This window comes from Streptomyces sp. NPDC032161, assembly GCF_040636995.1.
In the GTDB taxonomy this organism is placed as follows: Bacteria; Actinomycetota; Actinomycetes; order Streptomycetales; family Streptomycetaceae; genus Streptomyces.
Genome location: NZ_JBEZVN010000003.1, coordinates 76971 through 102192 on the forward strand (window position 1 = coordinate 76971; position 25222 = coordinate 102192).

21 protein-coding genes and 5 pseudogenes are annotated in these 25222 nt (G+C 72.5%); 15 read left to right on the forward strand and 11 right to left on the reverse strand.

What is annotated here, in order from left to right; all coding sequences use genetic code 11:
• Positions 1-17: 17 nt before the first annotated feature.
• A complete protein-coding gene (locus AB0E67_RS10720; protein WP_362023828.1) occupies positions 18-1313 on the reverse strand; it encodes a cytochrome P450 in 1296 nt (431 codons plus the stop codon).
• Between the two features lie 638 nt (positions 1314-1951).
• On the opposite strand from AB0E67_RS10720, the gene AB0E67_RS10725 reads away from it, so the two are divergent.
• A complete protein-coding gene (locus tag AB0E67_RS10725) occupies positions 1952-3766 on the forward strand; it encodes a hydrogenase maturation protein (protein ID WP_362023831.1) in 1815 nt (604 codons plus the stop codon).
• 375 nt (positions 3767-4141) lie between these two features.
• Here the strand turns inward: AB0E67_RS10725 and AB0E67_RS10730 are convergent, their stop codons facing one another.
• Both AB0E67_RS10730 and AB0E67_RS10735 read right to left on the reverse strand, forming a co-directional pair.
• The gene (locus AB0E67_RS10730) at positions 4142-4828 is read right to left on the reverse strand and encodes an NUDIX domain-containing protein (protein ID WP_362023834.1); all 687 of its coding nucleotides are present in this window, start codon (positions 4826-4828) and stop codon (positions 4142-4144) included.
• The gene (locus AB0E67_RS10735) at positions 4825-5208 is read right to left on the reverse strand and encodes a DUF4406 domain-containing protein (RefSeq protein WP_362023837.1); all 384 of its coding nucleotides are present in this window, start codon (positions 5206-5208) and stop codon (positions 4825-4827) included. Before AB0E67_RS10735 ends, AB0E67_RS10730 begins: the two co-directional genes overlap by 4 nt.
• Before the next feature lie 49 nt (positions 5209-5257).
• Between AB0E67_RS10735 and AB0E67_RS10740 the strand changes: the two genes are divergently transcribed.
• The gene (locus AB0E67_RS10740; RefSeq protein ID WP_362023840.1) at positions 5258-6016 is read left to right on the forward strand and encodes a DeoR/GlpR family DNA-binding transcription regulator; all 759 of its coding nucleotides are present in this window, start codon (positions 5258-5260) and stop codon (positions 6014-6016) included.
• A 199-nt stretch (positions 6017-6215) separates the two neighbouring features.
• Here the strand turns inward: AB0E67_RS10740 and AB0E67_RS10745 are convergent, their stop codons facing one another.
• Positions 6216-6638 carry a DUF6223 family protein gene (locus tag AB0E67_RS10745; RefSeq protein WP_362023843.1) on the reverse strand — a complete coding sequence of 141 codons (423 nt, stop codon included), beginning with the start codon at positions 6636-6638 and terminating at the stop codon, positions 6216-6218.
• A 948-nt stretch (positions 6639-7586) separates the two neighbouring features.
• Between AB0E67_RS10745 and AB0E67_RS10750 the strand changes: the two genes are divergently transcribed.
• The 3 genes from AB0E67_RS10750 to AB0E67_RS10760 all read left to right on the forward strand — a co-directional run bounded on the left by AB0E67_RS10750 (position 7587) and on the right by AB0E67_RS10760 (position 12336).
• Positions 7587-10028, forward strand: coding sequence for a histidine kinase (locus AB0E67_RS10750; protein WP_362023846.1), 2442 nt, complete (start codon positions 7587-7589; stop codon positions 10026-10028).
• Positions 10025-10669, forward strand: coding sequence for a response regulator transcription factor (locus AB0E67_RS10755; RefSeq protein ID WP_362023849.1), 645 nt, complete (start codon positions 10025-10027; stop codon positions 10667-10669). The genes AB0E67_RS10750 and AB0E67_RS10755 overlap by 4 nt, the downstream gene beginning before the upstream one ends.
• Before the next feature lie 338 nt (positions 10670-11007).
• Entirely contained in the window at positions 11008-12336 is a 1329-nt protein-coding gene (locus AB0E67_RS10760; protein WP_362023851.1) for an alpha/beta fold hydrolase, read from the forward strand.
• A 95-nt stretch (positions 12337-12431) separates the two neighbouring features.
• On the opposite strand, the gene AB0E67_RS10765 is transcribed toward AB0E67_RS10760, so the two are convergent.
• Entirely contained in the window at positions 12432-12938 is a 507-nt protein-coding gene (locus tag AB0E67_RS10765) for a hypothetical protein (protein WP_362023854.1), read from the reverse strand.
• A gap of 58 nt (positions 12939-12996) precedes the next feature.
• Here AB0E67_RS10765 and AB0E67_RS10770 point away from each other — a divergent pair, with 58 nt between their 5' ends.
• Positions 12997-13761 (forward strand): GNAT family N-acetyltransferase, encoded by a 765-nt coding sequence (locus AB0E67_RS10770; RefSeq protein ID WP_362024628.1) that lies wholly within the window; start codon positions 12997-12999, stop codon positions 13759-13761.
• 99 nt (positions 13762-13860) lie between these two features.
• On the opposite strand, the pseudogene AB0E67_RS10775 reads toward AB0E67_RS10770, so the two are convergent.
• A pseudogene (locus AB0E67_RS10775) lies at positions 13861-13968 on the reverse strand (transposase); the annotation flags it as partial.
• A gap of 73 nt (positions 13969-14041) precedes the next feature.
• Here AB0E67_RS10775 and AB0E67_RS10780 point away from each other — a divergent pair.
• Together AB0E67_RS10780 and AB0E67_RS10785 are read left to right on the forward strand one after the other, a co-directional pair.
• Positions 14042-14172: pseudogene (locus tag AB0E67_RS10780) on the forward strand (IS5/IS1182 family transposase); the annotation flags it as partial.
• Positions 14168-14470 (forward strand): annotated as a pseudogene (locus tag AB0E67_RS10785) (TetR family transcriptional regulator C-terminal domain-containing protein); the annotation flags it as partial. The pseudogenes AB0E67_RS10780 and AB0E67_RS10785, both read left to right, overlap by 5 nt.
• 149 nt (positions 14471-14619) lie before the next feature.
• Here AB0E67_RS10785 and AB0E67_RS10790 read toward each other — a convergent pair.
• Both AB0E67_RS10790 and AB0E67_RS10795 read right to left on the reverse strand, forming a co-directional pair.
• The gene (locus AB0E67_RS10790) at positions 14620-15303 is read right to left on the reverse strand and encodes an ABC transporter ATP-binding protein (protein ID WP_362023856.1); all 684 of its coding nucleotides are present in this window, start codon (positions 15301-15303) and stop codon (positions 14620-14622) included.
• Positions 15300-16388 carry an ABC transporter permease gene (locus tag AB0E67_RS10795; protein WP_362023859.1) on the reverse strand — a complete coding sequence of 363 codons (1089 nt, stop codon included), beginning with the start codon at positions 16386-16388 and terminating at the stop codon, positions 15300-15302. Before AB0E67_RS10795 ends, AB0E67_RS10790 begins: the two co-directional genes overlap by 4 nt.
• 169 nt (positions 16389-16557) lie before the next feature.
• On the opposite strand from AB0E67_RS10795, the gene AB0E67_RS10800 reads away from it, so the two are divergent.
• Entirely contained in the window at positions 16558-17781 is a 1224-nt protein-coding gene (locus tag AB0E67_RS10800; RefSeq protein WP_362023862.1) for a sensor histidine kinase, read from the forward strand.
• Complete coding sequence (locus tag AB0E67_RS10805; protein ID WP_362023865.1) at positions 17778-18413, forward strand: response regulator transcription factor; 636 nt, start codon at positions 17778-17780, stop codon at positions 18411-18413. The genes AB0E67_RS10800 and AB0E67_RS10805 overlap by 4 nt, the downstream gene beginning before the upstream one ends.
• Before the next feature lie 445 nt (positions 18414-18858).
• Here the strand turns inward: AB0E67_RS10805 and AB0E67_RS10810 are convergent, their stop codons facing one another.
• Positions 18859-20487 (reverse strand): N,N-dimethylformamidase beta subunit family domain-containing protein, encoded by a 1629-nt coding sequence (locus tag AB0E67_RS10810; RefSeq protein WP_362023868.1) that lies wholly within the window; start codon positions 20485-20487, stop codon positions 18859-18861.
• 157 nt (positions 20488-20644) lie between these two features.
• Between AB0E67_RS10810 and AB0E67_RS10815 the strand changes: the two are divergent.
• Both AB0E67_RS10815 and AB0E67_RS10820 read left to right on the forward strand, forming a co-directional pair.
• Positions 20645-20835, forward strand: a pseudogene (locus tag AB0E67_RS10815) (SAM-dependent methyltransferase); the annotation flags it as partial.
• Between the two features lie 47 nt (positions 20836-20882).
• On the forward strand, positions 20883-22688 hold the full coding sequence (locus AB0E67_RS10820) for an ABC transporter ATP-binding protein (RefSeq protein WP_362023871.1): 1806 nt from the start codon (positions 20883-20885) through the stop codon (positions 22686-22688).
• A gap of 303 nt (positions 22689-22991) precedes the next feature.
• Here the strand turns inward: AB0E67_RS10820 and AB0E67_RS10825 are convergent, their stop codons facing one another.
• On the reverse strand, positions 22992-23594 hold the full coding sequence (locus AB0E67_RS10825) for a hypothetical protein (protein ID WP_362023873.1): 603 nt from the start codon (positions 23592-23594) through the stop codon (positions 22992-22994).
• 297 nt (positions 23595-23891) lie between these two features.
• On the opposite strand from AB0E67_RS10825, the pseudogene AB0E67_RS10830 reads away from it, so the two are divergent.
• Together AB0E67_RS10830 and AB0E67_RS10835 are read left to right on the forward strand one after the other, a co-directional pair.
• Positions 23892-23984 (forward strand): annotated as a pseudogene (locus AB0E67_RS10830) (IS5/IS1182 family transposase); the annotation flags it as partial.
• Between the two features lie 58 nt (positions 23985-24042).
• On the forward strand, positions 24043-24267 hold the full coding sequence (locus tag AB0E67_RS10835; RefSeq protein ID WP_362024631.1) for an Imm49 family immunity protein: 225 nt from the start codon (positions 24043-24045) through the stop codon (positions 24265-24267).
• A gap of 36 nt (positions 24268-24303) precedes the next feature.
• Here the strand turns inward: AB0E67_RS10835 and AB0E67_RS10840 are convergent, their stop codons facing one another.
• Positions 24304-24777 carry a GNAT family N-acetyltransferase gene (locus AB0E67_RS10840; RefSeq protein WP_362023876.1) on the reverse strand — a complete coding sequence of 158 codons (474 nt, stop codon included), beginning with the start codon at positions 24775-24777 and terminating at the stop codon, positions 24304-24306.
• A gap of 48 nt (positions 24778-24825) precedes the next feature.
• Between AB0E67_RS10840 and AB0E67_RS10845 the strand changes: the two genes are divergently transcribed.
• On the forward strand, positions 24826-25101 hold the full coding sequence (locus tag AB0E67_RS10845; RefSeq protein WP_362023878.1) for an FAD-dependent monooxygenase: 276 nt from the start codon (positions 24826-24828) through the stop codon (positions 25099-25101).
• The last annotated feature ends 121 nt before the right edge of the window (positions 25102-25222 follow it).

The window sequence follows — 25222 nt, forward strand, 5'->3', positions numbered from 1 at the left end:
CGTCCCGCGACCGGGATCTACTTTCGATGCACACCCTGGGACCGGGCTTGCAGGCGTACGGGGAGAGCTTTCAGGTACCAGTTGACAGGGTTGGTTCCGCGTTCCAGCTGCTTCGGGTCGGTGGCGAGCTGCAGATCGGGGACACGGTCGAGCAACGCGGTCAGAGCCACGGCGGTCTCCTCCTGGGCGAGGTGCGCGCCCAGACAGCGGTGGGCGCCGTGCCCGAATCCAAGATGAGATTCCCTGCCGCGGCGGGTGCGGCCGAGGTCAAGACGATCGGGGTCGGTGAAGACGGCCGGGTCGCGGTTGGCCGCGGAAACGATCGGGAGGATGGCTTCCCCGGTGCGCACGGGGGTGCTGCCGACAGTTGTGTCGCAGGCGGCGTAGCGGGGCAGCCCGCGAACGACGGGGCCGCAGTAGCGAATGAGTTCGTCGACGGCGTGTGGCATGAGGGTGGCGTCTTCGCGCAGCAGGGCGAGCTGGTCGGGGTGGGTGAGGAGTGCTTCGGTGCTGTTGGCGATGAGGTTGACGGTGGTGATGTGCCCGGCGATGACGAGGTTGGTGACGAGGGCGACCAACTCGTCGGTGCTCAGCCGGTCATGGTGATGGGGCGCGAGCAGTTCGGAGACGAGGTCGCTGCCGGGGTGGCCGGCATGGTGATCCACGAGGGCGTGCGCGTCATCGACCATGCCGGCGAGCGCGGCGCCCAGTTCGTCACCGCAGACACCGGCGGTCAGTGTGGCGCTCCGTGCCCGCCAGCGGTCCCGGTCGGCTTCGGGGACGGCGATGAGTTCACAGATGACGGTGATGGGCAACGGCCGGGCGAAGTGCTCGATCAGGTCGACGACGCCGTTCTCCGCGTGGCCCGGCAGGCGATCGAGCAGTTCGTCGGCGATGGCCTCGATCCTGGGGCGCAATGCGGCCACGCGGCCCGGGGAGAACGCGGCGGTGACCAGGCTGCGGAGACGGCGGTGATCGGCGCCGTCCGCGTCGAAGATTCCGGCGCGCAGATATCTCTCGTGTCCCGAGTACATGCCGCGGGCCTGCCAGGTCTGTTCGGTGCGGTGGGCCACCGGCGCGCCGGGGACGGTCGCGGCGTCGATGGTGAAGCGGGCGTCGCTCATGATCGTGCGGATGTCGTCGTGGCGGGTGGCCACCCACATCGGGTCGACGCCTTGCGAACGCCCCCGCACCATCTGCTCCCGTTCACGGACGGGCGCGTAGGCCGTGAACGGGTCACGAGCCAGCTTTTGATCGGCCAGGTCCAGCGGTTCTCCGCCGGTCCCGGTGGTGCCGTGGTCCTGCACAGCCACTTCGGAGCCTCCAACGCCGTGATCGTTCAGTGACGGCATCATGTGCAGGGACTGTCCTCCGCATCCCTTCAAGGGCGCCAATCCCTCCGAACGAACGTAATTGCCGTGAGCGCGCCGCCGTCAGTGCCATGGCCTCGGCCGGTGGGTGACCGGGCAGCGGCACGGGTGGGAGCAGCCGGATCAGCCGGTGTCCGCTGACGCCGACGTTCACTCCCCCGCCGTGCCGCGGCGCTGCCTGGCCGCTCCATGCCCCCCCCCGGGCCGGGGGCGGTCGGCGCTCCTCGCCGGCCTTGAGGACCCACTGCGCGGATCAGGAACGGTAGCTCCGCGCACCGCCTCCTACCGAGCCGGAAGCCCCTCAGCTCCGTCGGCCGGCCTCGGATCCGGAGCCGGGCCCTGTTCCGCGGGAGCGGTTGCGCATCATGCGCCGGTCGAAGCACTCATGAGCGAGCGGATCCGGTGAGGTCGGTGGGCGAGCTGGAGCGGTCCGGGCACGGGTTCCCCTGAGTGGCCGCCACTGCGTTCGCTTTCGGGTGACTCGCCAGCCGGTTGCTGCCCGTGCCCCGTCGGCCGTGCCCCAGCATCGCAACCGTCCGGACCCGTCCAGACCGGGACGGGCCGGGCGTTGGGAGATCGTTGTGCGCATTCTGCTCGTGGCGAGCGTGTTCAACAGCCTCACTCAGCGTATTCATGCCGAGTTGAGGGACCGCGGCCATACCGTAGCGGTAGAAATCGCGTTGCCGGACGATTCGGTGCGCGACGCGTCGTTGCGGCAGGCCGTGCGGGAGTTCGCGCCGGACCTCGTCGTGGCCCCGATGCTGAAGACCGCCATCCCGCGGGACGTGTGGGCGGCGCACACCTGCCTCGTCGTCCATCCCGGCCCACCGGGCGACCGCGGGCCCTCGTCTCTCGACTGGGCCATTCAAGAGGGCGCGGACACCTGGGGGGTGACCGTCCTGCAGGCCGAAGAGAAGATGGACGCCGGGGCCGTCTGGGCGTCGGCCACCTTTCCGGTGCCCCCGGTGGGCAAGAGTGATCTGTACCGCAACGAAGTATCGGACGCCGCGTCGCGGGCCGTGCACCTCGCCGTCGAACGCTTCTCCTCCGGTGCGTACGTTCCTCGTCCGCAGAGCGGCGCAGGCGCGGAGTTGCTCATCCGTACGCGCCCGTACCTGCGTCAGGAGCATCGGCGCATCGACTGGGCATCCGACTCCACGGAAACGGTTCTTCGCAAGCTGCGTGCCGCCGACTCCTCCCCCGGCGTACGTGACGAGTTGCTGGGGGACGAGTGGTTTCTGCACGGGGGGCATCCGGAGCCCGAACTGCGCGGGAATCCGGGCGAGTTGGTGGCCGTACGGGCGGGGGCGGTCTGCCGGGCGACGGCCGACGGCGCGGTGTGGATCCCCGAGCTCCGGGCCTGCCGTCGGCCGGATGGTCCCGCCACGTTCAAACTGCCCGCGACGACGGCACTCGGCGGGCGTCTGCCCGCGCTTCCGCGACGTCCCGCGCCGCCGCACGAGCAGGCGCACCGGAGCGGCTGGAGCGACATCAGCTATCGCGAGGAGGGACAGGCCGGTTTCCTCGCGTTCTCCTTCCCCGGCGGCGCGATGAGCACCACGCAGTGCCGACGCCTGCTCGACGCCTACCGGATGGCGTGCCGACGGCCCACCTCGGTGCTGGTGCTCGGGGGTGGCCGGGACTTCTTCTCCAACGGCATCCACCTCAATGTCATCGAGGCCGCCGCCGATCCCGGCGAGGAGTCCTGGGCCAACATCAATGCCATGAACGACCTCGTGGAGGCAGTTCTCACCACGAACGACCGGCTGGTGGTCTCCGCCGTGGCCGGCAACGCCGCCGCAGGCGGGGTGATGCTCGCCCTCGCCGCCGACGAGGTCTGGTGCAGGCAGGCGACGGTGCTGAACCCGCACTACCGCCTCATGGGGCTGTACGGATCCGAGTACTGGACGTACACACTGCCGCGCCGGGTGGGGGCCGCTGTCGCGGAGCGCCTCACGGGAACTGCGCTGCCGGTGAGTGCCGAGGCCGCAGTGCGGCTCGGCCTGGCCGACCGGACGGTCGACTGCGATGCGCAGTCGTTCTCGGACGAAGTCGCCCGGCTGGCGGCCCAGTTCACCGCGTCGCCCGCGACTCGGTTGCGTATCGCCGCCAAGAAGGCCGAACGGGACCGGGACGAAGCCCACAAGCCTCTGGCCGCCTACCGGGCGGAGGAGCTGACCGTGATGCGGCGGATCTTCTTCGATCCGCGATCGTCGTACCACGCTCTGCGGCGTGCGTTCGTGCGCAAGGATCCCCCTGCGGGCCGACCGCCGCACCTCGCCCCGTCCTCGGCCACCGGATCCACGGGGAAGCGGCGCGGCCGGGGCACCGGCGTCGCCGCCCCGGAGGCGCACCATGCCGCACTCCCGCCGAGCGCTTGCCACCAAGAACCGTGAAATCGGAAGCCTCAGGAGCGAGCTCGTACGCCAGTTCCGAACACACGCCGCCACGGCCGGCTTGGTCGTATCGCCCTGTGAGGTCGGGAACGCGGCCGGCGGGTGGTTTGCCTGCGAGTGCGGTGTGTCCGCGTGGGTGATCGCAGGTGCGCAGCCGGCCGGGGGCTCGCGCGCGGCCGTCCGGTGATGGCATGCGAGCTGGTCGAGTCCGCCCGGCCCGTTGGCACACCGTCAGTGGTGCCCCGTTGTGTCCGCGGCCGTGCTGGAGCCCGCTGCGAACGCGGACAGTTCGTCGAGTGGCCGGAGCTCGCCGCCCGAGGGCGTGCCCCGGCCGACCCGTACTGCCGAAGCGGGGCCGGCCGGGGTACGGCGGTGTCAGCTGGTGCTCCCTGTGGGGGCGAAGAGGCCGTTCAGAGCGGCCCATTGCAGGAGCATGATGGTCTTGCCGTCGGCGATGCGTCCGTCGCGGACCATGGAGAGGGCCTCGGAGAAGGGTAGTTCGAGCACCTCGATGTCCTCGCCGTCCTCCTCCAGCCCGCCGCCGTTGCCGGTACGGTCGGCCGACGTGTAGGGGGCCGCATAGAAGTGCAGGCGCTCGGTGACCGAGCCGGGACTCATGTAGGCGTCCAGGACGTGAGTGAGCGGGCCGAGTGCGACCCCGAGCTCCTCGGCGGCCTCGCGCCGGACGGCGGCGAGCGGGGTGTCGCCGTCGAGCAGCCCAGCCGCCGCCTCGATGAGCATGCCGTCGGGATGGTCGTTGACGTAGGCCGGGTAGCGGAACTGACGGGTGAGCAGCACGCAGCCACGATCGGCGTCATACGGCAGGACGACCGCGCCGTTGCCGCGGTCGTACGTCTCGCGCTGCTGGGTCTCCCAGCGCCCGTCTCGGCGCCGGTAGTCGAAGGTGGTGCGGCGCAGCACGTGCCAGCCCCGGGAGGTGAGCTCCACATCGCGGATGACGATGTCGGGGTTGCGGTCCAGGTCGCGTCCGGCGCGGTCGAGACCGGTGCGGCCGCGGTGGTCAGGGGTGTCGATGCCGGGGCGGGGCGTCGGACCGGTCACGCGGTCTCCTTCAGGGTGTGGCGAGGGATCTCGTTCACGTGGTGATGGATGGGCAGGCCACGACGGCGGGCGGTGGCAATGTCCCGATCGGCTCCGGTGGAGTCACCAGGAGGCCGGGGCGCGGCGTCGCAGTGGGCCGACAGGCGCTCGGAAGCCGAGTGGAGAACCTGATCACCGAGGGGATCGGTGGGACCCGCACCGGCCGAGCGCAGGACGGGCGGGGCGATCCACTCGCCGAGCACGGGTACGTGTCCGGCGGCGAACACCGGCCCCGCCGCCGCTTCGAGACGGGCGAGGTTCGCGGCCATGGCCCGCGGGTTGCCGTCGACGCGTGAGCGGTACGGCCCGGCGATGAGGACGGGCGTCGGTCTGTCGGTCATGGCGCGCTACAGTACACGCAGAAACATGCAAGAACCGGAAGGAGTAAGGATGTTGGCGGCTGAACGACGGGACCATCTGCTGGACCTGCTCGCCCGCGAGGGAAAGATCGTCGCCAAGGTCGTCGCCGCGGACCTGGGCATCTCCGAGGACAGCGTGCGGCGTGACCTGCGCGACCTCGCCGCCGAGGGGCTCTGCCAGCGGGTCTACGGCGGTGCGCTGCCTGTTTCTCCAGCCGTGGCGGACCATGCCGCCCGGCAGGCCGTCACTCCTGGCGGCAAGCGAAAGGTCGCAGCAGCGGCAGCAGCGCTGGTACGGCCGGGCGGCGCCCTGATCCTGGACGGCGGCACCACGGCCCTGGCCGTAGCCCACGCCCTTCCGCCGGACCTGGACTGCACGGTGATCACCCACAGCCCGACCATCGCGACCGCGCTGCTCGACCATCCGCAGGCCGAGGTCTTCCTCCTCGGCGGCCGCATCTTCAAGCACTCCGCGGTCGCCTGTGGCGCGACCGCGGTGGAGGCCACCCAGAACATCTCCGCCGACCTCTGTCTGCTCGGTGTCACCGGCGTCCACCCGGAGGCGGGGCTGACCACCGGCGATACCGAGGAGGCCGCAATGAAGCGCGCCCTGGCCGCACGGGCCGCGGACACCTACATCCTCGCCTCGTCCGAGAAGATCGGTACCGCCTCCCGGTTCCGTGTCCTGCCCTGGGAGGAGACCAGCGGACTGATCACCGACGCCGACCCCCGCCACGCAGTCGTCAGGCAGCTCACGGCGCGCGGCGTGGAGGTCCTGACAGCCGGCTGAAAGCCACGCGCCGACCACGGGCTCGCGGGCGGGCCGGCGCACCCGCCCGCCGTCGCGGGCAGGTCGTCGTGCCGGACGCCGTAGAGCCAGTTCGGCAGGTGCTCGCCCCGACGGGTCATGAGCCTCGACAGCTACCGCTGCTCGGCCGCACCTGATCGGCCTTCAGGCAGGCCAGGGCGCCTGCTCGTGGCCCTTGCCGTCAGGTGGTGCGGCGGGAGCGGGCCAGTGCCAGGGCACCGAGGGCCGTGCCGGTCAGCCCCAGCACCGGCGCCGAGGCGCCACCGACCACTCCGTTGCCGGTACCAGGACCACCATCGGCGACGGCCAGGTTCAGCACGCCGACGACCGCGTCGGCCGCCCCGGCCACCAGGGCCACCAGGGCCCTGCTTCGCCCGTTGCCGGTGCCGACACGGTCGGCCGAGCGGCCCAGGGCCAGCCCACCGATGGCCACGCCGACCAGCGCCACGAGCGCGGCCGTGATGCCGACGAGGCGTCCGGCGGTCAGGCTGGAGGCATCGACGGCGGCGGAGTGGGCCGGTACATGCGCGGCCGCCGGTGCAGCGAGCCCGATGCCTCCGAGCACGGTGGCCGCGGTGGCAGCGAGCAGACGACGAACAGACATGCGAGGTGCTACTTCTCTTCCTGCGACGGGGCGTCGCCCGAGCATGTCTGCCGGCCCCACCCCCGGTCGTCCGGCGGACGCAGACACTTCGCACTGCCGCCGATGCCGCACCCGGCTACCACGAACGCCGCAGGAGGCACGGAAGTACCGCGTGTGCGGTAGACGGCCGCTCGTTCACGAGGGGACCCGCGCGCGGGGCCGGCCAGCTAACTTGGTCTTCAACCTGTGCGACGGGGACGGGGGGTTGTCGACTTCAACGTCGCCCGGCACGCGGACGCGGCCACGGCGTCGGTCCGGATCGACTGCCGTCAGGACGCCCTCGCGATACGCATCGACGACGACGGCGGGGCGATGCCGGACACCGCCCCGGGACCGGGCCATGACCAAACTCCGTGCCCGGGACCGGGCACAAGCAGAGCGGCGGCCTCGGTCGCTGCGGCCCGGCGGCCGCGCGGGGAACGAGGCGCCTCGATCGTGGTCTGCTTCACCTCGAACGCCCGCTGTGTTGTGCGCGGTTGGCAGACGGCCGGGGCGGCGAGCATCGGCGCGATCCTGGGCTGCACGGCCATGGCGCGAGGGCTCCGATCGGGACGCTCTACGCTTCTTCGCGGCCAACGCATGTGCGTCCGGTGCCAACCGCGGCGTACCCGCCGAGGCAGTCCGCGTCTTCGCTGTGGTCTGCGGCAACCGGATCTCCGCGCGGGTGCTCGCTCTTTCGCCCGCCCTTCTCCGAAGGAGCCGGTTCCGCGTGGCCGACGCGTCGCGAATCGGGCGACAGAGGGTGGCTGGCCGGTTTTCAATTTACGGGAGGCCAGGGCCGGTTGGCTATCCTGCGGGCATGCGGCGGGGCATGCGGGACCCGGTGCCGCGGGTCCTTCCCGGACGGTTCCGGCGTGCGGCGTGGCCGCCTCGCGGGAGCGCGTACTCGTACGCCCGCGGAGCGCGGCCGTGAGCCCAACCGTGGCCGCCACCGTCGCCGCCGTGGTGGCGTTCGTCGTTCTGTATGCCCTCGCGCTGCGGCATACCGCCGGGCTCGCCGTCGCGGGATCGGCCGTCGCCGTCGTGGCGGCCGCCACGACGGGCGCCGCTGCCGGACTGCGCCCGTGGAACGTCATGGGCACGACCTTGGTGGCGGCCGGCGCCGCGGCCGTGGCCTGGGTGCTGGGCAGGTCCCAGCGGCGGCGCCGGGCCGAACGGGCCGCCCTGGCCGCGTACCGCGCCCGCGCGGCGGCCATTCCGCGGTTCGCCGCGCTCGCTGAGCGGGACCGGCTCGCCGTCGAACTGCACGACGTGGCAGCACACCGGCTCACCGCCATCGTCGTCTCCGCCGCGGCGGCCCACCGGCTCACCGACCCGGACCTGATCGCCGATGCCCTCCGGCACGCGGCGGACGCGGGCCGCAAGGCCGTGGCGGAGCTGGACCGCCTGGCGGGCCCGGGCGAAGACGCGGGCGACCGCGCCGCGCACGTCTCACTCGCCGACATCGCCGAGCTGGCCGCCGAGTGTGGCGCCGAGTTGCATTGCCGCGCCACCGACACCGTGCCGGCCGTCCCCGCCGCGACGTGCGCGGTCGCGTACCGCGTGGTTCGCGAGGCGCTGACCAACACGGCCCGCTACGCCCGCGGCGCGGCCGTACGCGTCGCCCTCGACAGCCGCCCCGGACTCATCAGGGTCACCGTGACGGACGACGGCGGCACCGTCGCGGAACCGGACCTCGGCACCGGCCGCGGCCTGACCGGACTGCGCGGCACCGTCGGCGCGGCCGGCGGCACGCTCTCCTACGGACCGACGTCCGGCGGCTGGGCCGTCCACGCCGAACTCCCCTGGCCCGGAGAGCCGTCGTCCGGGCCGATGCCCGGCGGACCGCGAGGCGTGGTTCCCGCGTGGCTCGGGACGACGGCGGAGGGCGCACGCCGTCGTGTCCGGCGGTCCCGTCCCCCGGCGGTGCCCGGACGTCCACTGCCCGTGTCCCGACGACCGGCCCCGGCTCCCGGCGCCACGCCGGGCACGGGCCTTCCGCCGTGCGACCCGGAACAGGACGTGGCGCCCGCGTCCAGCAGCACACGGGCCCCCAACGGTGCGGCGCCCGCGCGCCGTTCGCTTCTGGCTCGCCGCGCCGGGACTCGCAGCCCACGCCGGGCGGCGTACGCGTGCTTCACCGGCCGTGTTCGCCGGCGCGCCCGGGCACGGGTGAGCCCTGCCAGGGGGCTCGCCCTCCGCTTTTGGGTCCGGCCTCGTCCTGTCGAGCCGGCGAGCCCACGCCGCCACCCGCTCTGGCGCGGGCCCACTTCCCTCGACTGGGCCCTGGTCGTGCTCGCCGTCGCTCTCTCGCTGGGCGTGGGCCTGCTGTCCGAGGACGTGCCCGACCCGTTCCACGGCAAGCTGTCCGGCCTCGCCTTCGTCCTGCTGTCCGCCCTGCACGCCGTGCCGCTGGGCCGGCGGTCGCGCGCCCCCGGGACGGGGCTGATCGCGGTGCTGTCGGCGCTGGTGCTGTGGTGGGGCTGTGACCAGGCCGGCTGGACGCGACCGCCGGTCAGTGACATCTTCCTCGTGTACTGGTGGGTCGAACTGACCTTCGCGTACAGCGCGGGCGCGTATCTGCCGGTACGCCGCGGCGCCCTCGCCCCCGTCGCGGTCGCCGCGATCGGCGGGTTGGCACTCGCCGGCGGCAGCGGCATCACCGGCAGCCGGGCGGCGGCCTGGGCGGCGCTGACCGCCCTGCTCGCTGTCCCCGCCTTCGCGCTGTGGGGACTGGGAGTGCGCACGGCCCTGCGGCGTGAGCGCCGCAGGGCCGCCGCAGCCCGGAGCCGTGAACTACTCGAACGGGACGCCGCCGACGCCGTACGCAACCAGCGCCGCGTGATCGCCGCGGGCCTGCTGCGCACCGCGCACCGGCACGCGTGCGACGTGGTGGCCGCCGCCGACGCCGGGCGGCTCGACACCGTCCTCGCCGAAGCACGGGCCGGCCTCGCCACGCTCAGGGAACTGCTCGCGGACCTGCGCGGCGGGGGCGACGACGGTGAGGGGCATGGCGGCGACGGCGCCGACGGTCGCGCCGGCGTCGCCGTGCCGCCGCCCACGCTTGCCGGCATCTCCGCGCTGGCCACCTGCTACGGCGCCACCGTCAGCTACCGGGGATCGCGCGCTGCCGAGCCCGTCGTCGTGGGTGTGGCCGCATACCGCGTCGCGGCCATGCTGCTGGCCGAGGGTGTCACCCTGACCGTGCTGCGCGGCGCCGCGGGTGTCGAGGTGTCGGGACCGCTGCCTGCCGCGCCCGGCACGCGACGACACGTCCAGGCGGTGGCCGACGCCATGGGCGGTACGCTCACCCTGACCGACGACGCGGTACGCGTGTGGCTGCCGGAGGTGTTCCCATCACGATCAGGGTGACCGTCGCCGACGACCAGGCCGTCGTACGCGCCGGGATCGTGGCGATCCTCGACGCCGAACCCGGTCTGTCCGTCGTCGGTCAGGCGGCCGACGGCGAGTCCGCCGTCGCGCGCGTGCTCGAACTGCGGCCGGACGTCGCTCTGATGGACATCAGGATGCCGGGCGTCGGCGGGCTGGCCGCCACCGCCCGAATCACCGCGGACGCCCCCGGCACCCGCGTCGTCGTCCTGACCACCTTCGACCTCGACGAGTACGTGTTCGCCGCGCTGCGGGCCGGGGCCGTCGGCTTCCTGCTCAAGGACGCCGAGCCGGAGCGGGTGGTCGACGCGGTGCACGTCGCCGCCCGCGGCGCCGCGCTGCTCGACCCCGTGGTGACCCGACGGCTGATCGAGCGGTATGCCACCGGTGATTTCCCCGCCGACGCCGCCCGGCTGCGGCAGCTCACCCCGCGCGAGACCGAGGTCCTGCGGCACGTGGCCCGCGGGCTGGCCAACGCCGAGATCGCCGCCGAACTCGGCATCAGCCCGGGCACCGTCAAGGACCACGTCGCGGTCGTCCTCGCCAAACTACGCGTCCGCGACCGCGTCCAGGCGACGATCGCCGCGTACGAGACCGGTCTCGTACGCCCCGGGGTCCGCTGAAGCACCGGCCGGGGGCTCCGACGGTCGGCCCGTGCCGAACCGGCCGTACCGGGCGCGGCACATCACACAGCGGCCGTCACGCACCGCGGTGTCCGCCGGAACGTACGGGCCGGGTGGCGGCCCGCGCCCGCACCGACACAGAGTGCCGGCACCCGGGACTCCTGGGCCGGACCCTGAGGAACCTCAGGGTCGCGGCGGGTCCGGCCGCCCTCCCCGAGGGGTGGTGACCCCCGCCGTGCGGCGGGGGTCACCACCCCCTCCACCAGCGGATTTCGCGGCCGGACGGTCGTCCGGCGGCCTGACGACCGGGCCCCGCACCCGCACCTAGCCTCGCAGTCATGGCACTCAGGATTCCTCCGCTCGGTCAGTCCCCGCTCGTCCGCCGCATATGCGGCGGCCTTCTGCTCGCCGTCACCGTGGCGCTGGCACCGGCCGCCGCGGCGGCCGGCTTCGTGGTGGCGGCGTTCGCGACCGCGAGCGTCCCGCTGCTCGCGGCCACCGGTCTCGCCGTCGCCGCGGTGGTCGCCGCGCTGCTCGGCGGCGCGGCGTTCAGCCTGCTCGGCAAGGGCGGCCTGCGGGCCACGGCCGCCCTCACGGGCATCCTGCTCCTCGGCGTCACGGCGCTGGCCGCGGCCACGGTCTTCCGCCCGATGCCGACCCCGGCCGCGGGCCCGGTCCCGTCCGACGTCCGCTTCTGGAACCTGCCGACCGGCTCCCGTATCGCATACGTCCACGCGCCCGCCGTCGGCACGCCCCGGCCGACCCCCGTCATCTTCCTGCACGGCGGCCCAGGCACCCCGGCGGAGGGCATCCCCACCGGCGGGCGGGAACTGGCCGCGGACGGTTTCGAGGTCTACTCCTACGACCAGGTCGGCGCGGGCCGTTCCACCCGGCTCTCCGACGTCACCGGCTACACCGTCGCCCGCCAGGTCGCCGACCTCGATGCGATCCGCCAACTCCTCGGCGCGGACCGGATCGTCCTCGTCGGCCAGTCGTGGGGCGGCTCCCTGGCCGCCCAGTACCTGCGGGCGCACGCCTCGCACGTGGCGAAGGCGGTCTTCGCGTCGCCGGGCGCCCTATGGGGCCGGGAGTATCCCGGGTCCAAGGCCGGTGAGCCCTGGGACGACCTGACACCGGCACAGCGCTCCCGGCGCGACGACCTGGACAGCAGGCCCCGCCTGATCACCGCGAGCCTGCTTCTCGGCGTCAACCCGCGCGCCGCGCACGCCCTGGCCGGCGACCGCGAACTCGACCAGTGGATGCACGAGTTGGCTCTTCTCGGCAAGAACACCACGTCGTGCGTGGGCGCGGCGCCCACCGAGGCGCACAACAACCCGCAGGGCTTCTACAGCAACCAGATGACCGTCAAGGACTTCGAACAGCTCCCCGACCCGCGTCCCGTGCTGCGCAGCGTGCACGTCCCGTCGCTGGTCCTGCGCGGTCAGTGCGACTTCGTCAGACCCGAGGTCACCCAGGAGTACCGCCAGACCCTGCCGGACTCCCGGCTGGTCCACGTCCGGGGCGCGGGGCACGCCATCGCGCATGCGCAGCCGCGCCTGTACACCGCGCTCCTGCGGGCCTTCCTGCTGGACAAGCCCCTCCCCGCCCCGGAAACGCCCGTATCCGGAGTCCCCGGGGCCGGGCACGCATCGCTCACCGGTCCGTAGCCCCGGCCGTCGCCGGCCCAGGTGTTCTGCCCTGGGAGGTTGTGGACGGGTGTTGCAGGTCTCGGCCGAGGGGCCTTGACGGAACGTGAGGAGGCTCATCCGCCGCTCAACTGTCCGGAAGGCTTGTCATCGCGCTCCTGTCCGCCCCTCTCCAGAGAATCACGCGCCTGCCTCGGACCGGCTGCCGTCCAGGAGACGGCCGCGTCACGGGGGCGGGCCGGGATCGATTCGGTGATCGTCTCGTCGCAGACGGCACTCCGGCTGCGGCCGATGCCGCGCGGGTCGAAACCGATCATGTCGAAGCGCCGGAGCATGTCCGGGGGATAGCCGCTGACGGGGTCGTCCGCGTACAGCGCGTCATCGGCCCCGGGCGTACCGGGGCCGCCCGGGTTTCGGCGGTAGTTCAGTGCCGCCGACGCCACCGGGATGCAGAGGAACGCGGCGAGGGCGCCGGCTGCTTCGGGCTCGGTGGTGGCGATCCGGGCCGCGAACGCCGGCTGGCCGACGTCAGCGCCGGGGCCGGGCGGGCGAGTTCCGCGAACAGCTCGGCGTGACACCGCCGACGAGCGATCCAAAATCACGTGCAACCTGCGCCCAGCCATGCTGGGATCATTCGTTATGGATGTCCATTTTCTCAATGACGCGGACTTGACGGACAGGATGGAGCGGAATCTGGCGGAACATGCTTGTCACCTGCATCGGAGCATGAGCGGTGCGACCGTTGCGGAGACCGATGACCTCCTGGTCGCCGACAGCAGCCTGGACGACGACACTTTCAACATCGTTGCCTCGGCCCGCTTCACCACCACCACCGCTGCGGCACGTATCACCGAGACCGCCCGAACACTGGCTCGCACCGGCCGCCGCTTCTCCTGGTGGGTGGGGCCCGCCTCGACGCCACCGGACCTCACCGCCCGCCTGACAGCGGCTGGTCTGCTGGCATCCGAACGCGAGACGGCGATGTGGGCCGAGCTGGACGACACCCTGCCGTTGCCGGCCGCCCCAGGACTGGACATCCAGACGGTGGCCACGCCCGAACAGCTCGCCGACTACGCCTCGGTTCTCGCCGCGAACTGGACCCCGCCCTCCGACACCGTCCGCCGCTTCTTCGCCCAGGCCGCCCCGCAGGCCCTGGCCGCACACTGTCCGGCCCGATACCTGGTCGGCTACGTAGACGGTCGTCCGGTCTGCTCGGCCGAAGTGTTTCATCACGCGGGGGTTGCCGGGATCTACAACATCTGCACCCTGGCCGCCCACCGCCGACGCGGCTACGGCGGTGCCATCACGCTCGCCGCACTCCACACGGCCCGCGACCGGGACCACCACATCGCGGTCCTGCAGGCGTCCACCGACGGCGAGCCCGTCTACCGCCGCCTGGGATTCCGCTCCTGCGGCCAGTTCACCGAGCACACCATCAACCCCTGAACACCCCGAACTCCACAAGGCGTCTGCCCACTTTCACAACGATCCTCGTCGCGACCATTCGTTGGCCGGCCCGGTGCGGGGCACACAGATCGCCTTCAGCGGCCCGTACCGATCGGGGACATCCCGCCACGACGTCCCGGCCCGGGGCCGCCACCGTATGCCATCGATCAGCTGTCGCCTGGTCCATATCGACGGCCGACCAGGCTTCTGAGCGGTGGCGGGATCGCCGGCAGGTGATCGACGCGATCGCCTGGAAGTACCGGACCGGTTCTCCCGGGAGGCGTACTCCTCCCGGGCCATCCGGACTCACCTGCGCCAGTGCGGGATCCGGGCGTGATCCCGCGGCCCGCCGACCAGGCCGCGCACCGCAAACGACTCGGCAGCCGCAGTGGGCGGGCACCGGCCTTCGACCTGGGACGCCGCGCTCGCCGACCCCGAGCTGAGCGACGACTACGCCCGCAAGTACGCCCGAGGCCGCGACCAGCTGCGCGACCTGGTGGCCGCAGCCCAACAACTGGGTGAACTGCCTGCCGGGGACCCCGCCCGCATCGCGGCCGGCGCCCAGTCCTTCGTGCTCGGCCTGGTGGTGCAGGCCCTGTTCAGCCCCGAGGCGTTCCCGCCGCACCGCCAGACCGAACTCCTTGACGACTACCTGGCCGCGCTGGCCTCCCCGCCTCCGTCCAGTGACGATCGCGCGGTCTCGTCCTGACGACCGAGCTGGATCGCGTTCGGGATTTCACTCCCCGGACAGAAGTCGACGGCGCCGGCCCGCCGCGGGAACAACCGCCCCGCTGCTGGAACGAGTTGAGCAACGGCAGCTCACGCGGCAGGTCGTGGAGCGCCCACGGTGCTACGCCATCAGCGGGTGAGGGCCATGGGGCGGAGGCGTCCGTCGTGGACTTCAGCGATCTGGTCGACGGCGGTGAGGTGGGTGCGGTCGTGGGTGACCAGGACGGTGGCGGTGGCCTGCTGGTGAGTGAGGCGGGTGATCAGGTCGAGGACGGCGGCGCCGCGTTCGTGGTCGAGGGCGCTGGTGGGCTCGTCGACCAGGAGGACGGTGGGGTCGTTCATCAGGGCGCGGGCGATATTGACGCGTTGGCGCTGGCCACCGGACAGCTGGTGGGGACGGCGGCGGGCCTGGTCGGCCAGGCCGACGGCGTCGAGGAGTTCGAGGGCGCGGGTGCGGGCCCTGGCGGGGCTGCGGCCGTCGAGTTGGGCCATGACCTGGAGCTGTTCGGCGGCGGTGAGGGAGGGCAGCAGGTTGGGCTGCTGGAAGACGATGCCGATCTTGTGACGGCGCAGGTCGGTGAGCTCACCGCGGCTCATGCCGGTGGTGGGGGTGCCGTCGATGGTGACCGTGCCGACGTCGGGGGTGATCAGGGTGGCGGCGACGGCCAGAAGACTGGACTTTCCGGAGCCGGAGGGGCCGACCACGGCGGTGAGGCTGCCCTTGGGCACGTCCAGGGCGACCTTGTCGAGGGCGGTCAGGCGGCTGTCGCCGTCGGGGTAGGTGAGAGTGATGTCGGTCAGGTTCAGGCTCATCGGGCGCTCCCCAGGGCGGTCAGCGGGTCGACGGAAGTGATGCGGCGAACGGACAGGCCCGCCCCGAGGACACCGAGGAGGATCATCACGGCGGCGGGGACGAGAACGGTGGCGGGGGTGAGAAGGAACGGCACCGCGCTGCCGACGACGAGGGCGCCGACGGCGGCGGCGATGCCGGTACCGACCAGGGTGCCGCCGACGAGGAGGACGACGGCCTGGCCGAGGGCGTCCTTGAGGAGGGTGGCGGTGGAGGCCCCCAGTGCCTTCAGAACGGCGATGTCGCCGCTGCGCTGGATGGTCCACACGGTGAAGAAGGCGCCGATGACCAGGGCGGAGATGGCGAACAGGAAGCCGCGCATCGTCTGCAGGGAGCCGTTTTCGGACGTGTAGGACCCGATCGCGGACAGCGAGTCGCCGGTGGAGACGGTCTTGGTGCCGGCCTGCTTGTCGGTGGCCGCCACATCGGCCCCGGAGGTGGTGTTCAGCGCGATCACGGTAGCGGTCGGGCGGTCGCCGTTGTCGGCGGGCGGCGCTATCTTCTGCCAGGTGTTCAGGCTGGTCCAGATCACCGGGGTGTGGCTGAAGGAGGCATCGCCCCGCACGCCGGCCGCCGTCAGCCGCTGCCCGGCCACGGTGAAGGAGTCCCCGGGGGCCAGGCCGAGGTCGTCGGCGGCCGCGGTGGACAGCACCACCGACCGGTCGTCGATCTCGCCGCTGTCCGGGGCCAGGTGGGAGCCGGGCGTCACGCCGAAGGCGGAGACCCCGGTGCTCCTGTCCCCGGCGGTGGCCTTGGTGGTGGTGATCCCCAGCGGTTCGGCGCTTTCGACACCAGGCGCCTTGGACCACCGCTGCCACTGTTCGGCGGTGACGGTGGAGTTGGAGTACGACAGGTCCCCCCCGTCGGCGGGGGCCTGGAAGGCGATCCTGTCGGCGGGCAGTCCGGTGATCGCGGAGATGTTCTGCTGGCCCAGTCCGGCCGTCAGCCCGGACAGCAGCCCGACCAGCAGGGTGATCAGCACGATGACGGTCCCCATCAAGGCGAACCGCCCCTTGGCGAACTTCAGGTCTCTCCAGGCGACGAACACGGCTTGGTCTGCCCCTCCAACGTGGAATCGGTATGGCTCCACGATCGCTGCTGTCCCCTTGTCCGGGCATCTGGCGTCAGGCGGCACTTCGCGGATCGAAGGGCAGCACCCCGGTTGCAACTTTCGATGGAGGCCGTCGCGGGGTCTGTTTTCGTAGGCTGTACTCACTGTGACCGCCTCCGCCCCCGTTTCCGCCCTGACCCCGACCAGCCGGGTGCTGGCCTGGTGCCTGCATCTGCTGGTCTTCGGCCTGCTCGCCCTGGCCGCCGGCCGGGCCGTGGCCGACGGCCTGCCACACTCCGGGATGACCACCGCGGCTGCCGCGGCATGCGGCCTGGTGTACGCGGCCGGGCCGCTGCTGCCCCGGGTCCGTGCCTCACGCCGTGCCGCGGCGGTGTGGCTGGCGTGCACATGCGTCGGCTGGCTGCTGCTGCTGACCCTGTCCGCCGACGGCGTATGGGTCGCTTTCCCTCTGTACTTCATCCAGCTCCACCTGCTGTCGCGCTGGGCGGGCCCGACCGCGGTCGCGGCCACCGCACTCGCGGCGATCACCGCCTTCGCCGCCCACCAGCACTCCTTCAGTTTCGCCATGGCGATGGGCCCGGCCCTGGGTGGCGCCGTGGCCGTCGCGGTGGTGCGGGGGTACCAGGCCCTGTACCACGAGAGCGAACAGCGCCGCCGACTGATCGAGGAACTCACCGCGACCCGCGCCGACCTGGCCCGGGCCCAGCACACCGCCGGGGTATTCGCCGAACGCGAACGCCTGGCCCGCGAGATCCATGACACCCTCGCCCAGGGGCTCTCCAGCATCCAGCTGCTGCTGCGCGCCGCCGAACGTGCCCTGCCCGCAAAACCCGAGGCCGCCACCCGATACATCGGCCAGGCCCGCCAGGCCGCCGTGGACAACCTCGCCGAGGCCCGCCGCTTCGTCGCAGCCCTCACCCCGCCCGCCCTGGAGGACACCAGCCTGGCCGGCGCCCTGGAACGCCTCTGCACCACCACCTCCGCCCGTCACCGGATCACCGCCCGCTTCCACCTCACCGGCACTCCCCTGCCGCTGCCCACCGCCTACGAGGTCGCGCTGCTGCGGATCACCCAGTCCGCCCTGGCCAATACCGTCCGCCACGCCCACGCCACCACCGCCGAGGTCACCCTCAGCTACCTCGGCGACCACGTCGCCGTGGACATCGTCGACGACGGCTCCGGATTCGACCCCGGCCGGCTGCCGGCCCCCGCCCAGGACGGCGGCGGCTTCGGCCTGGCCTCGATGCGCGCCCGCATGCGCGCCCTCGGCGGCACCCTCACCGTCGAATCCGCCGTCGGCCGGGGCACCGCCTTGGCCGCCCAGCTCCCCACCCCGCCCGCCGACAGCGAACCCGAGGCCCGCCGGTGACCGACTCCCTCATCCGCCTGCTCCTGGCCGACGACCACCCGGTGGTGCGAGCCGGACTCCGCGCCGTGCTGGAGACCGAACCCGGCCTCACGGTGGTGGCCGAGGCGGCCACCGCCCAGGACGCCATCAGCCGCGCCGCCGAGGGAGACATCGACGTCGTCCTGATGGATCTGCAGTTCGGCAAGGGCATGGGCGGCGCCGAGGCCACCGCCCGGATCACCGCACGACCGGGAGCCCCCCGCGTGGTGATCGTCACCACCTATGCCTCCGACGCCGACACCCTGCCCGCCATCGAGGCGGGCGCCACCGGCTATCTCCTCAAGGACGCCCCGCCCGAGGAGCTGGCCGCCGCCGTACGCACCGCCGCCGCAGGACGCACCACGCTGGCCCCCGCCGTTGCCGTCCGCCTCATGAACCGGCTCCGCGCCCCGGCCGCCGCCCTGACCCGGCGCGAGACCGAGGTCCTCGCGCTGGTCGCCGAGGGCCTGTCCAACCAGGCGATCGGCCAGCGGCTCCACCTCACCGAGGGAACCGTCAAGTCCCATCTGGCCCGCGTGTACACCAAGCTCGGCGTCGACTCCCGCACCGCCGCCGTGGCGACCGCCACCGACCTCGGCCTCATCCGCCGCTGACCGGACCGGCCGCGAGCCGCGCCGTCGGACGCTGAGTGATCCTCGTCGCAGGTTCGACGGCCTCATCTGGACCTTGGACGGCACCGCTTTCACCGCCTGATCCGACCGGAGGACTTCCGTGAACACCACCCCCTCTCCGCTCGGCGCGGCGGAATCCGTCGCGGTGTCGCCCTTCGGCGACCAGTGGTGGCAGGACCCCGGCGCCCTCCATGTCAACGGCGTGACGGTCGGCGTCCGTGCCCGCGGGCGCCGCCGTCGACGCGGTGCTGGGGACGGCCCCCGGGCGGCCGTCCCTCGTGCACGTCATCGCGAAGGCGACGACCACGGTCGACGTCCGCCTCGACGTCCCCCTCGGCGACGCCGCCGGCTTCTGGCATCCCGACGCGGGTTGGGAGCGGACCCTGCCCGCCGACTGGTCCGCCTGGCGGCCCCTCTCCCTCGTCCGCTACGCGCCGGTCGGATGCCGGTACGGGATCGTCGAGCGGTTCGGCGCCGGAGGAGAGTGGGAGCTGTCCTTGTACACCTTCGCCACGTTCGGACGCGGTGCGGGCCGGTGGTGGGCGGCGGGGCCTTGCGCGAACGCCCGCAGGAGGTTCTCCGTCGTGCGGGTGACGAAGACGCGGGTACGGGCGTCCATACGGTGGTCACGCCCACCCTCGGGGGTTCCGGCCATCAGGGCCTCCACCCATCGCATGGTGCCGGTCGCGAAGACGCCTGCTCCGCTTCGCGCGGTGTAGTACGCCGAGTCGCTGTTGCTGCGGTGGCCCTTGCACACCAGGGGAGAGTGGGCCGTGATCTCCAGGGGTTCGGGGACGGGTGCGCCCGGGGTGACCCGGTCGTACTCCACACCGACCAGATGGTCGAAGCCGTCGCCGGGGCGTACCCCCGTTCCCTCGTACAGCCAGTGATCCGTCGCGTGGACGACATAGGGCGCATCCGTCGGATAGCCCTCGTAGAGCACGCCCGTCAGCGAGGACTCCGGGTCGGACGCCGGGGATTGGCGGAAGTCCGTCGTCACCAAGGAGGGGTGGGTGGTGTAGTAGGGATCGGCCGGGAAGGAGGACTTGTAGCAGACCACCGTGCGCTCGGGCCCTGTCCCGTCCTGCTCCAGGCGGACCCGGCGAAAGCAGGTGTTGGCGCCCAGGAAGGCCACGTTGGTGCCGGCGTCGCGGGCCCCGGCGACGTGCTGACGCTGTTGCGGGGTCCAGTACTCGTCGTGGCCGAGGCAGATGACGGCGACCGCCCCGTGCAGTATCCCCGGGTCGCGGTGCACGTCGACCCCGGTGGTGTACGCGAGGGGGATGCCGAGCCGTTCGGCGAGCACCACCGCCGCCCGCTCGTACACCATGAACTTCTCCGCGCCGTCGGAGTCGTAGGGCCGGTCGAAGCTCACGGCGAGGGACCGTGCGGCGTACGCCCCGGAGGGGCCCTCGTAGAGGCTGTAGCCGCCCCACCGGTTGTAGGCCTGCCAGGTGGCGGGCGCGTGCATCAGCACCGTCCGGCCCGTGCCGTGCGCGGAGCGCACGATCAACGGGACGTAGCGCTGGTGACCGTCCTCCGTGTCGAGCCGCAGCAGATACGCACCCTCCGGCCAGCCTGCCGTGCCGAAGCTCAGCGTGCGCCGCCAGCCCGCGCGGACCGTGCGGGTGTCGGTCAGGAAGCGCGGCTCCGCCTGGACGCGGCCCGGTATGCGCTCGGACGACCAGACGAGCCGGGCCTCGGCCCCGCCGTACCAGCCGATGCGAAAGGCCGAGACGCGGAAGGACGAGGCGCTCGTCGAGACGTACAGACCGCACTCCTCGCCCGGTGTCGCACTCACCCGGTCGGTGTACCCGACGACGGCCGTCGCGGGCCCCTGCGACCGGATACGCCAGTCGGGTGTCCCTGGACGTTCCCGTTCCGTCTCGGGCCGGTGCGAAGCCGCCGCGCGACCGTCGCGGCCTGGAGGGGAAGGGGCGCAGGCGCCGACCGTCGCCGAGCCGAGCCCGACGCCCGCCCTCAAGAAGGTCCTGCGGCGCAGCACCGAGCCGTGTTCCGTCCCGTGCCGCGGTGTCTCCTGCCTGTCGGGGCCCATGTCGCCTCCCGTGTGTCCGGATCGCGCGTCACCGTCCCCGCGAGCAGCGTCGCACGGCACGGCGGGCGGCGCCCTCTCGACGTCGTGCGGGCGCGGGCCGCAGCGTCTGCGGCACGAGCCGGGCGACGGACGCGAATGGCTGGAACGCACGGGTGCCCTGGCCCGGATCGCCGCCCCACCGCACGCCTGGTACGGGGTGCGGGCCTTCACCGACGGCACCTTGCGGACATGGGTCTGCCGACCGCCGACGAGCTCGGGCGGCTGCTCGCCGCCGAGGACCGGGCCGGCCGCACCGATCCTGACCGTCGGCTCGTGGGACCGCTGCGCCTCTGCGGCGTACGAAGCTGATCGCTTCACCGGTCAGGTGGCCGGGGCGCGGGCGCGTCCCCCTTGATGTGATCGCAACCGAAACGGCCCCCGGCCCCACGCCCTCCATACCCGCTCGTCTCGTCCGGCGCGCCCTGTACGGGCACGTCCGGCCGCATCGGGCGGCTGTCGCCCTCGGCGCGCTGCTCGCGCTGGTCGGCGCGGCAAGCGGGCTGGCCCAGCCACTGGCCGCGAAGGCCCTGGTGGACCGGCTCGGCCAGGACGAGCCGATCGCCTCCGTGCTGCTCGCCCTGACCGCCCTGGTCGTGTTCGGCACGGCGGTCGAGGCGCTCGGCTCGTACGTGCTGGAACGCACCGCCGAGTCGGTGGTGCTCGCCGCGCGGCGCTCGCTGATCGGGCGGCTGCTGCGGCTGCGGCTGAATGAAGTCGAGAAGACCCAGCCGGGCGACCTGATGTCCCGGATCACCTCGGACACCACGCTGCTGCGGGCGGTGACCACCCAGTCCGTGGTGTCGGCGGTGACCGGCGGCCTTTCCTTCGTCGCCACGCTGGTCCTGATGGGCTTCATGGACCCGGTGCTGCTCGGCGTCACGGTCGGGGTGATCGTGCTGATCGGCGGGGCCGTAGCGCTGCTCATGCCGCGGATCGCGGCCGCCACCCGGCGCTCGCAGGAGGCGGTCGGGGAGATCTCCACGGTCCTGGAGCGGGCCTTCGGCGCCTTCCGCACGATCAAGGCGTCCGGCGCGGAGGCACGGGAGACGGCCGTGGTGGACGCGGCGGCGCAGCGGGCCTGGCGGCACGGCGTGAAGTCCGCGAAGTGGCAGTCGCTCGCGGGCTCCTCGATCGGCCTCGCGGTGCAGGTGTCCTTCCTCGCGGTGCTCGGCATCGGCGGCGCGCGGGTGGCGTCCGGGGCGACGACGGTGTCCTCGCTGATCGCCTTCCTGCTGTTCCTCTTCTACCTGATCGAGCCGGTGTCGAAGCTGGTGGAGGCGGCTACGCAGTTCCAGATGGGGTCGGCGGCGGTGTCGCGGATCCTGGAGGCGGAGGCCCTTGAGGTCGAGGAGGCGGGTGGCGCCGCGGCTCCCGGTCACGGGCCCGTGTCCGTCGTCTTCGACGAGGTCTCCTTCCGCTACCGCGAGGACCTGCCGCCCGTGCACCGGGGTGTCTCTTTCGAGGTCCCCGGCCGGGGCATGACGGCCTTCGTCGGCCCCTCGGGGGCGGGCAAGACGACCGTCTTCGGGCTGATCGAGCGCTTCTACGAGCCGGGCGGCGGCCGGGTCCTGGTCGACGGCCGGGACGTCCGGGACTGGCCGCTCGCCGAATTGCGCGCCGCCATCGGCTACGTGGAGCAGGACGCCCCGGTGCTCTCGGGCACCCTGCGCGAGAACCTGACCTTCGCCGCGCCCGACGCGACCGAGGAGGAACTGCGCGGCGTGCTCGTACGGGCCAGGCTCGACACGCTCGTCGAGCGGCTGCCCGAGGGTCTGGAGACCGTCGTCGGTCACCGCGGCTCCAAGCTGTCCGGCGGCGAGCGGCAGCGCGTCGCCATCGCCCGGGCACTGCTCCGCCGCCCCCGGCTGCTGCTCCTGGACGAGGCCACCTCGCAGCTGGACGCGGTCAACGAACTGGCGCTGCGGGACGTGGTGGCGGAGGTGGCCCGCGAGACGACAGTCCTGGTCGTGGCGCACCGGCTGTCGACGGTGACCATGGCGGACCGGATCGTGGTGATGGACGGGGGCCGGGTACGGGCGGTAGGCACCCACGCGGAACTGGTGGCGGCCGACGCGCTGTACGGCGAGCTGGCGGCGACCCAGTTCTTCCTGGCCGAAGGTCAGACCGAGAATGCGGAGATCACAACGAACGATCGCAAATGACCGACCCATGAAACGAAACGGGCAATCAAAACGTGCGGGACACGGTCACTGTGACCGTGTCCCGCACGTGGCACGGTCGTCGTCGCGAACTCGACCCCGGCGGTGCCGGAGCCGCCACCGAGGACGGATTGGGCCGGCCTCGAAGGAGCCCGGTGGGTGGCCGCCCGTCGGTACGGGCACGGAACCGTTCCACGCCTGGTGCCGTGAGCGGCAAGGTTTGACGACGCGACGGGGCAAACGTTGCCGGGAGTGGCACTAGTTACCGAGCGGAGGGGCGCAGCAGAGCGGGCCACCGCCCCGGCCTCACTTCACCCGCGGGGCTATGGCCTTCGCCAGTGCCACGACATCGGCGAAGCCCCCGTACTTGTTGTCGGAGGTCACGGACAGCACCCGGTCGCCGATCTGCATCACGACGAACTCCTGACCGACATAGATCTTCCGGTCGACCTTGACGAGCACGCCCCCCTCCCCCGGGCCGTCCACCGCGCTGACTGTCACCGTCACCGGGTTGGTCAGCAGCCCGGAGGAGTCCGGCTCATAGGTCGTTCCGCAGAGGCCCTCCAGCACCTTCAGCCTGCTGAGCACCTCCGCCGCCTCACTCACGGGATAGGAGTTCACCGCGACCCCGACCTCGTGGGCCGACGAGTCGACGACCCCCACACTGGCGTACGCGGCCGGGCTGCCGACGGCCGCCCCCGTTCCATGGCTGGCCAGTTGGGCGCAGTCGGGAAGCACCGTCGGGCTGGGAGCGGCAGATCGCGGCAGCTGCGTCGGGCCGCTGTCCGCCTCCTTGAAGACGGAGGACAGCTTCCAGCCCTTGGGCAGGGTGTGGTTGGTCGGCAGGTAGGTCTTCAGGACCGACCCCGGCACCACGTTCGGGTCCACGGTCGGCGTCGCAGGCGTCACCGGCGACGGGTCGGCGGCGGTACTCGCCGCTGCCGCCGGCCTCTCGGCTGTCGGCTGCTCCGCCGGCTGCGAGCTACACCCCGCGCAGATGACGGCAATGCACACGACCCCGGCAACCGTGGAGAATCGGAACGTACTCATCGACACCTCGCCTTCCTGCTCTGTATGACAGCACACCAGGCTGACATCCCCGCCGCCGCGGACCACATGCGGGTTCCGCCCCTGGTGCTTCCCGGGCCTGTTGTGTTCCAAGCCGCCCGCACCGTCCCAGGTCGAGCGGCAAAGCCCTGCCGGAGCATCGCCCGCAAGGGCATCGAGTGCTCCACGCGGCCGGGCCGCCACCGCTGGGTCGTGGAGACGACGGTGCCCCGGCTCGTCGGATGCCGCCGAGCGGGCGCGTACGGTCGAGCAACTCGATACGGCCGGGACGCTGACGCCGGACCAGCGGCTGCTGCGCGTCCCGCTCGACGACGACCAGGCCGCGTTCGAGCAGGCCCTTCAGGAACGACTCGTGGCGCATCGCGAGAGCGTCGGCGCCGCCCCGGCTGCCCGGAGCCTGCTGCCGGTGGGGGCCGTCACGCCGGCCGCCCTCGCCTGTCTCGCGCACGGCCGGCAGTTGGGCATCCGGTCCGCCTGTCTGCCCGACGCGCTGGTGAGTGCCCCGCAGCGGTAACGGCCCGGGGAGCGATCGCCAGGGGAAGCCGGTTGATCAGGGCCACGAGACGTTGAGCGGCAGATCCCGGCAGAAGACGGCCATGGCCCGGCCGGGGCCGTTGTAGTCATCGACGATCTCCGTGTTGAAGCCGAGGCTGCGGTGGAAGGCGATCGAGCCGGTGTTCCCGATCGACGTGATCGCCTTCAACTGCCGTGCACCGTGACGTTCCGCTGCTTCGGCGAACGCCGTGTACAGACGACGCCCGAGACCGGTGCCACGGGCGTCGTCCCGCGTGGCGATCAGATGCACGTACCCGGTACCGTCCGGGGTGACGAACCCGAAGACGTACCCACGGATTCCGTCCTCGGCTCGGGCAACCAAGCAGGTGGAACCGAACTCCTGCACCAGCGCCAGAAGGTGCAGCGGCCGAAGGTCGCGTTCGCCCCAGTAACGGGGGTGATCAGTCAGAACCTGGTGGAAGTCGGCCACCCCGGCCGTTTCGATGTGCGTCCCCATGGTGACGATCATGTCAGCCGCCTCGGCCGTTGCAGGCGAAGGCCCGCACGGGTCGGCTCGGTGCGGCGGTCCTGGGCCCGGTTCGGCAACGCCACCCGCCAGGCATTCCGCTACCGCGCGGGCCGGGTACTGCTGGCCGGCGACGCGGCCCACATGCACGGCCCGACGGGCGGCGTCGGCATGAACGTCGGCATCCAGGACGCCACCGACCTCGGCTGGAAACTCGCCGCCACCTCCGCGGCACAGCCCCCGGCGACCTTCTGGACACCTGTCACACCGAACGCCACCCGGTCGGCGCCGAATTGCTGCTCAACACGCGGGCCCAGACGGCTCTGATGAACTCATGCACGCCGGAAACCACCGCACTGCGCGCCCTGCTCGGACAACTCATCGCCACCGTCCCCGAATTCTCCCTGGAACTCGCCCGCAACCTGTCCGCCCTCTCGGTGGCCTGCCC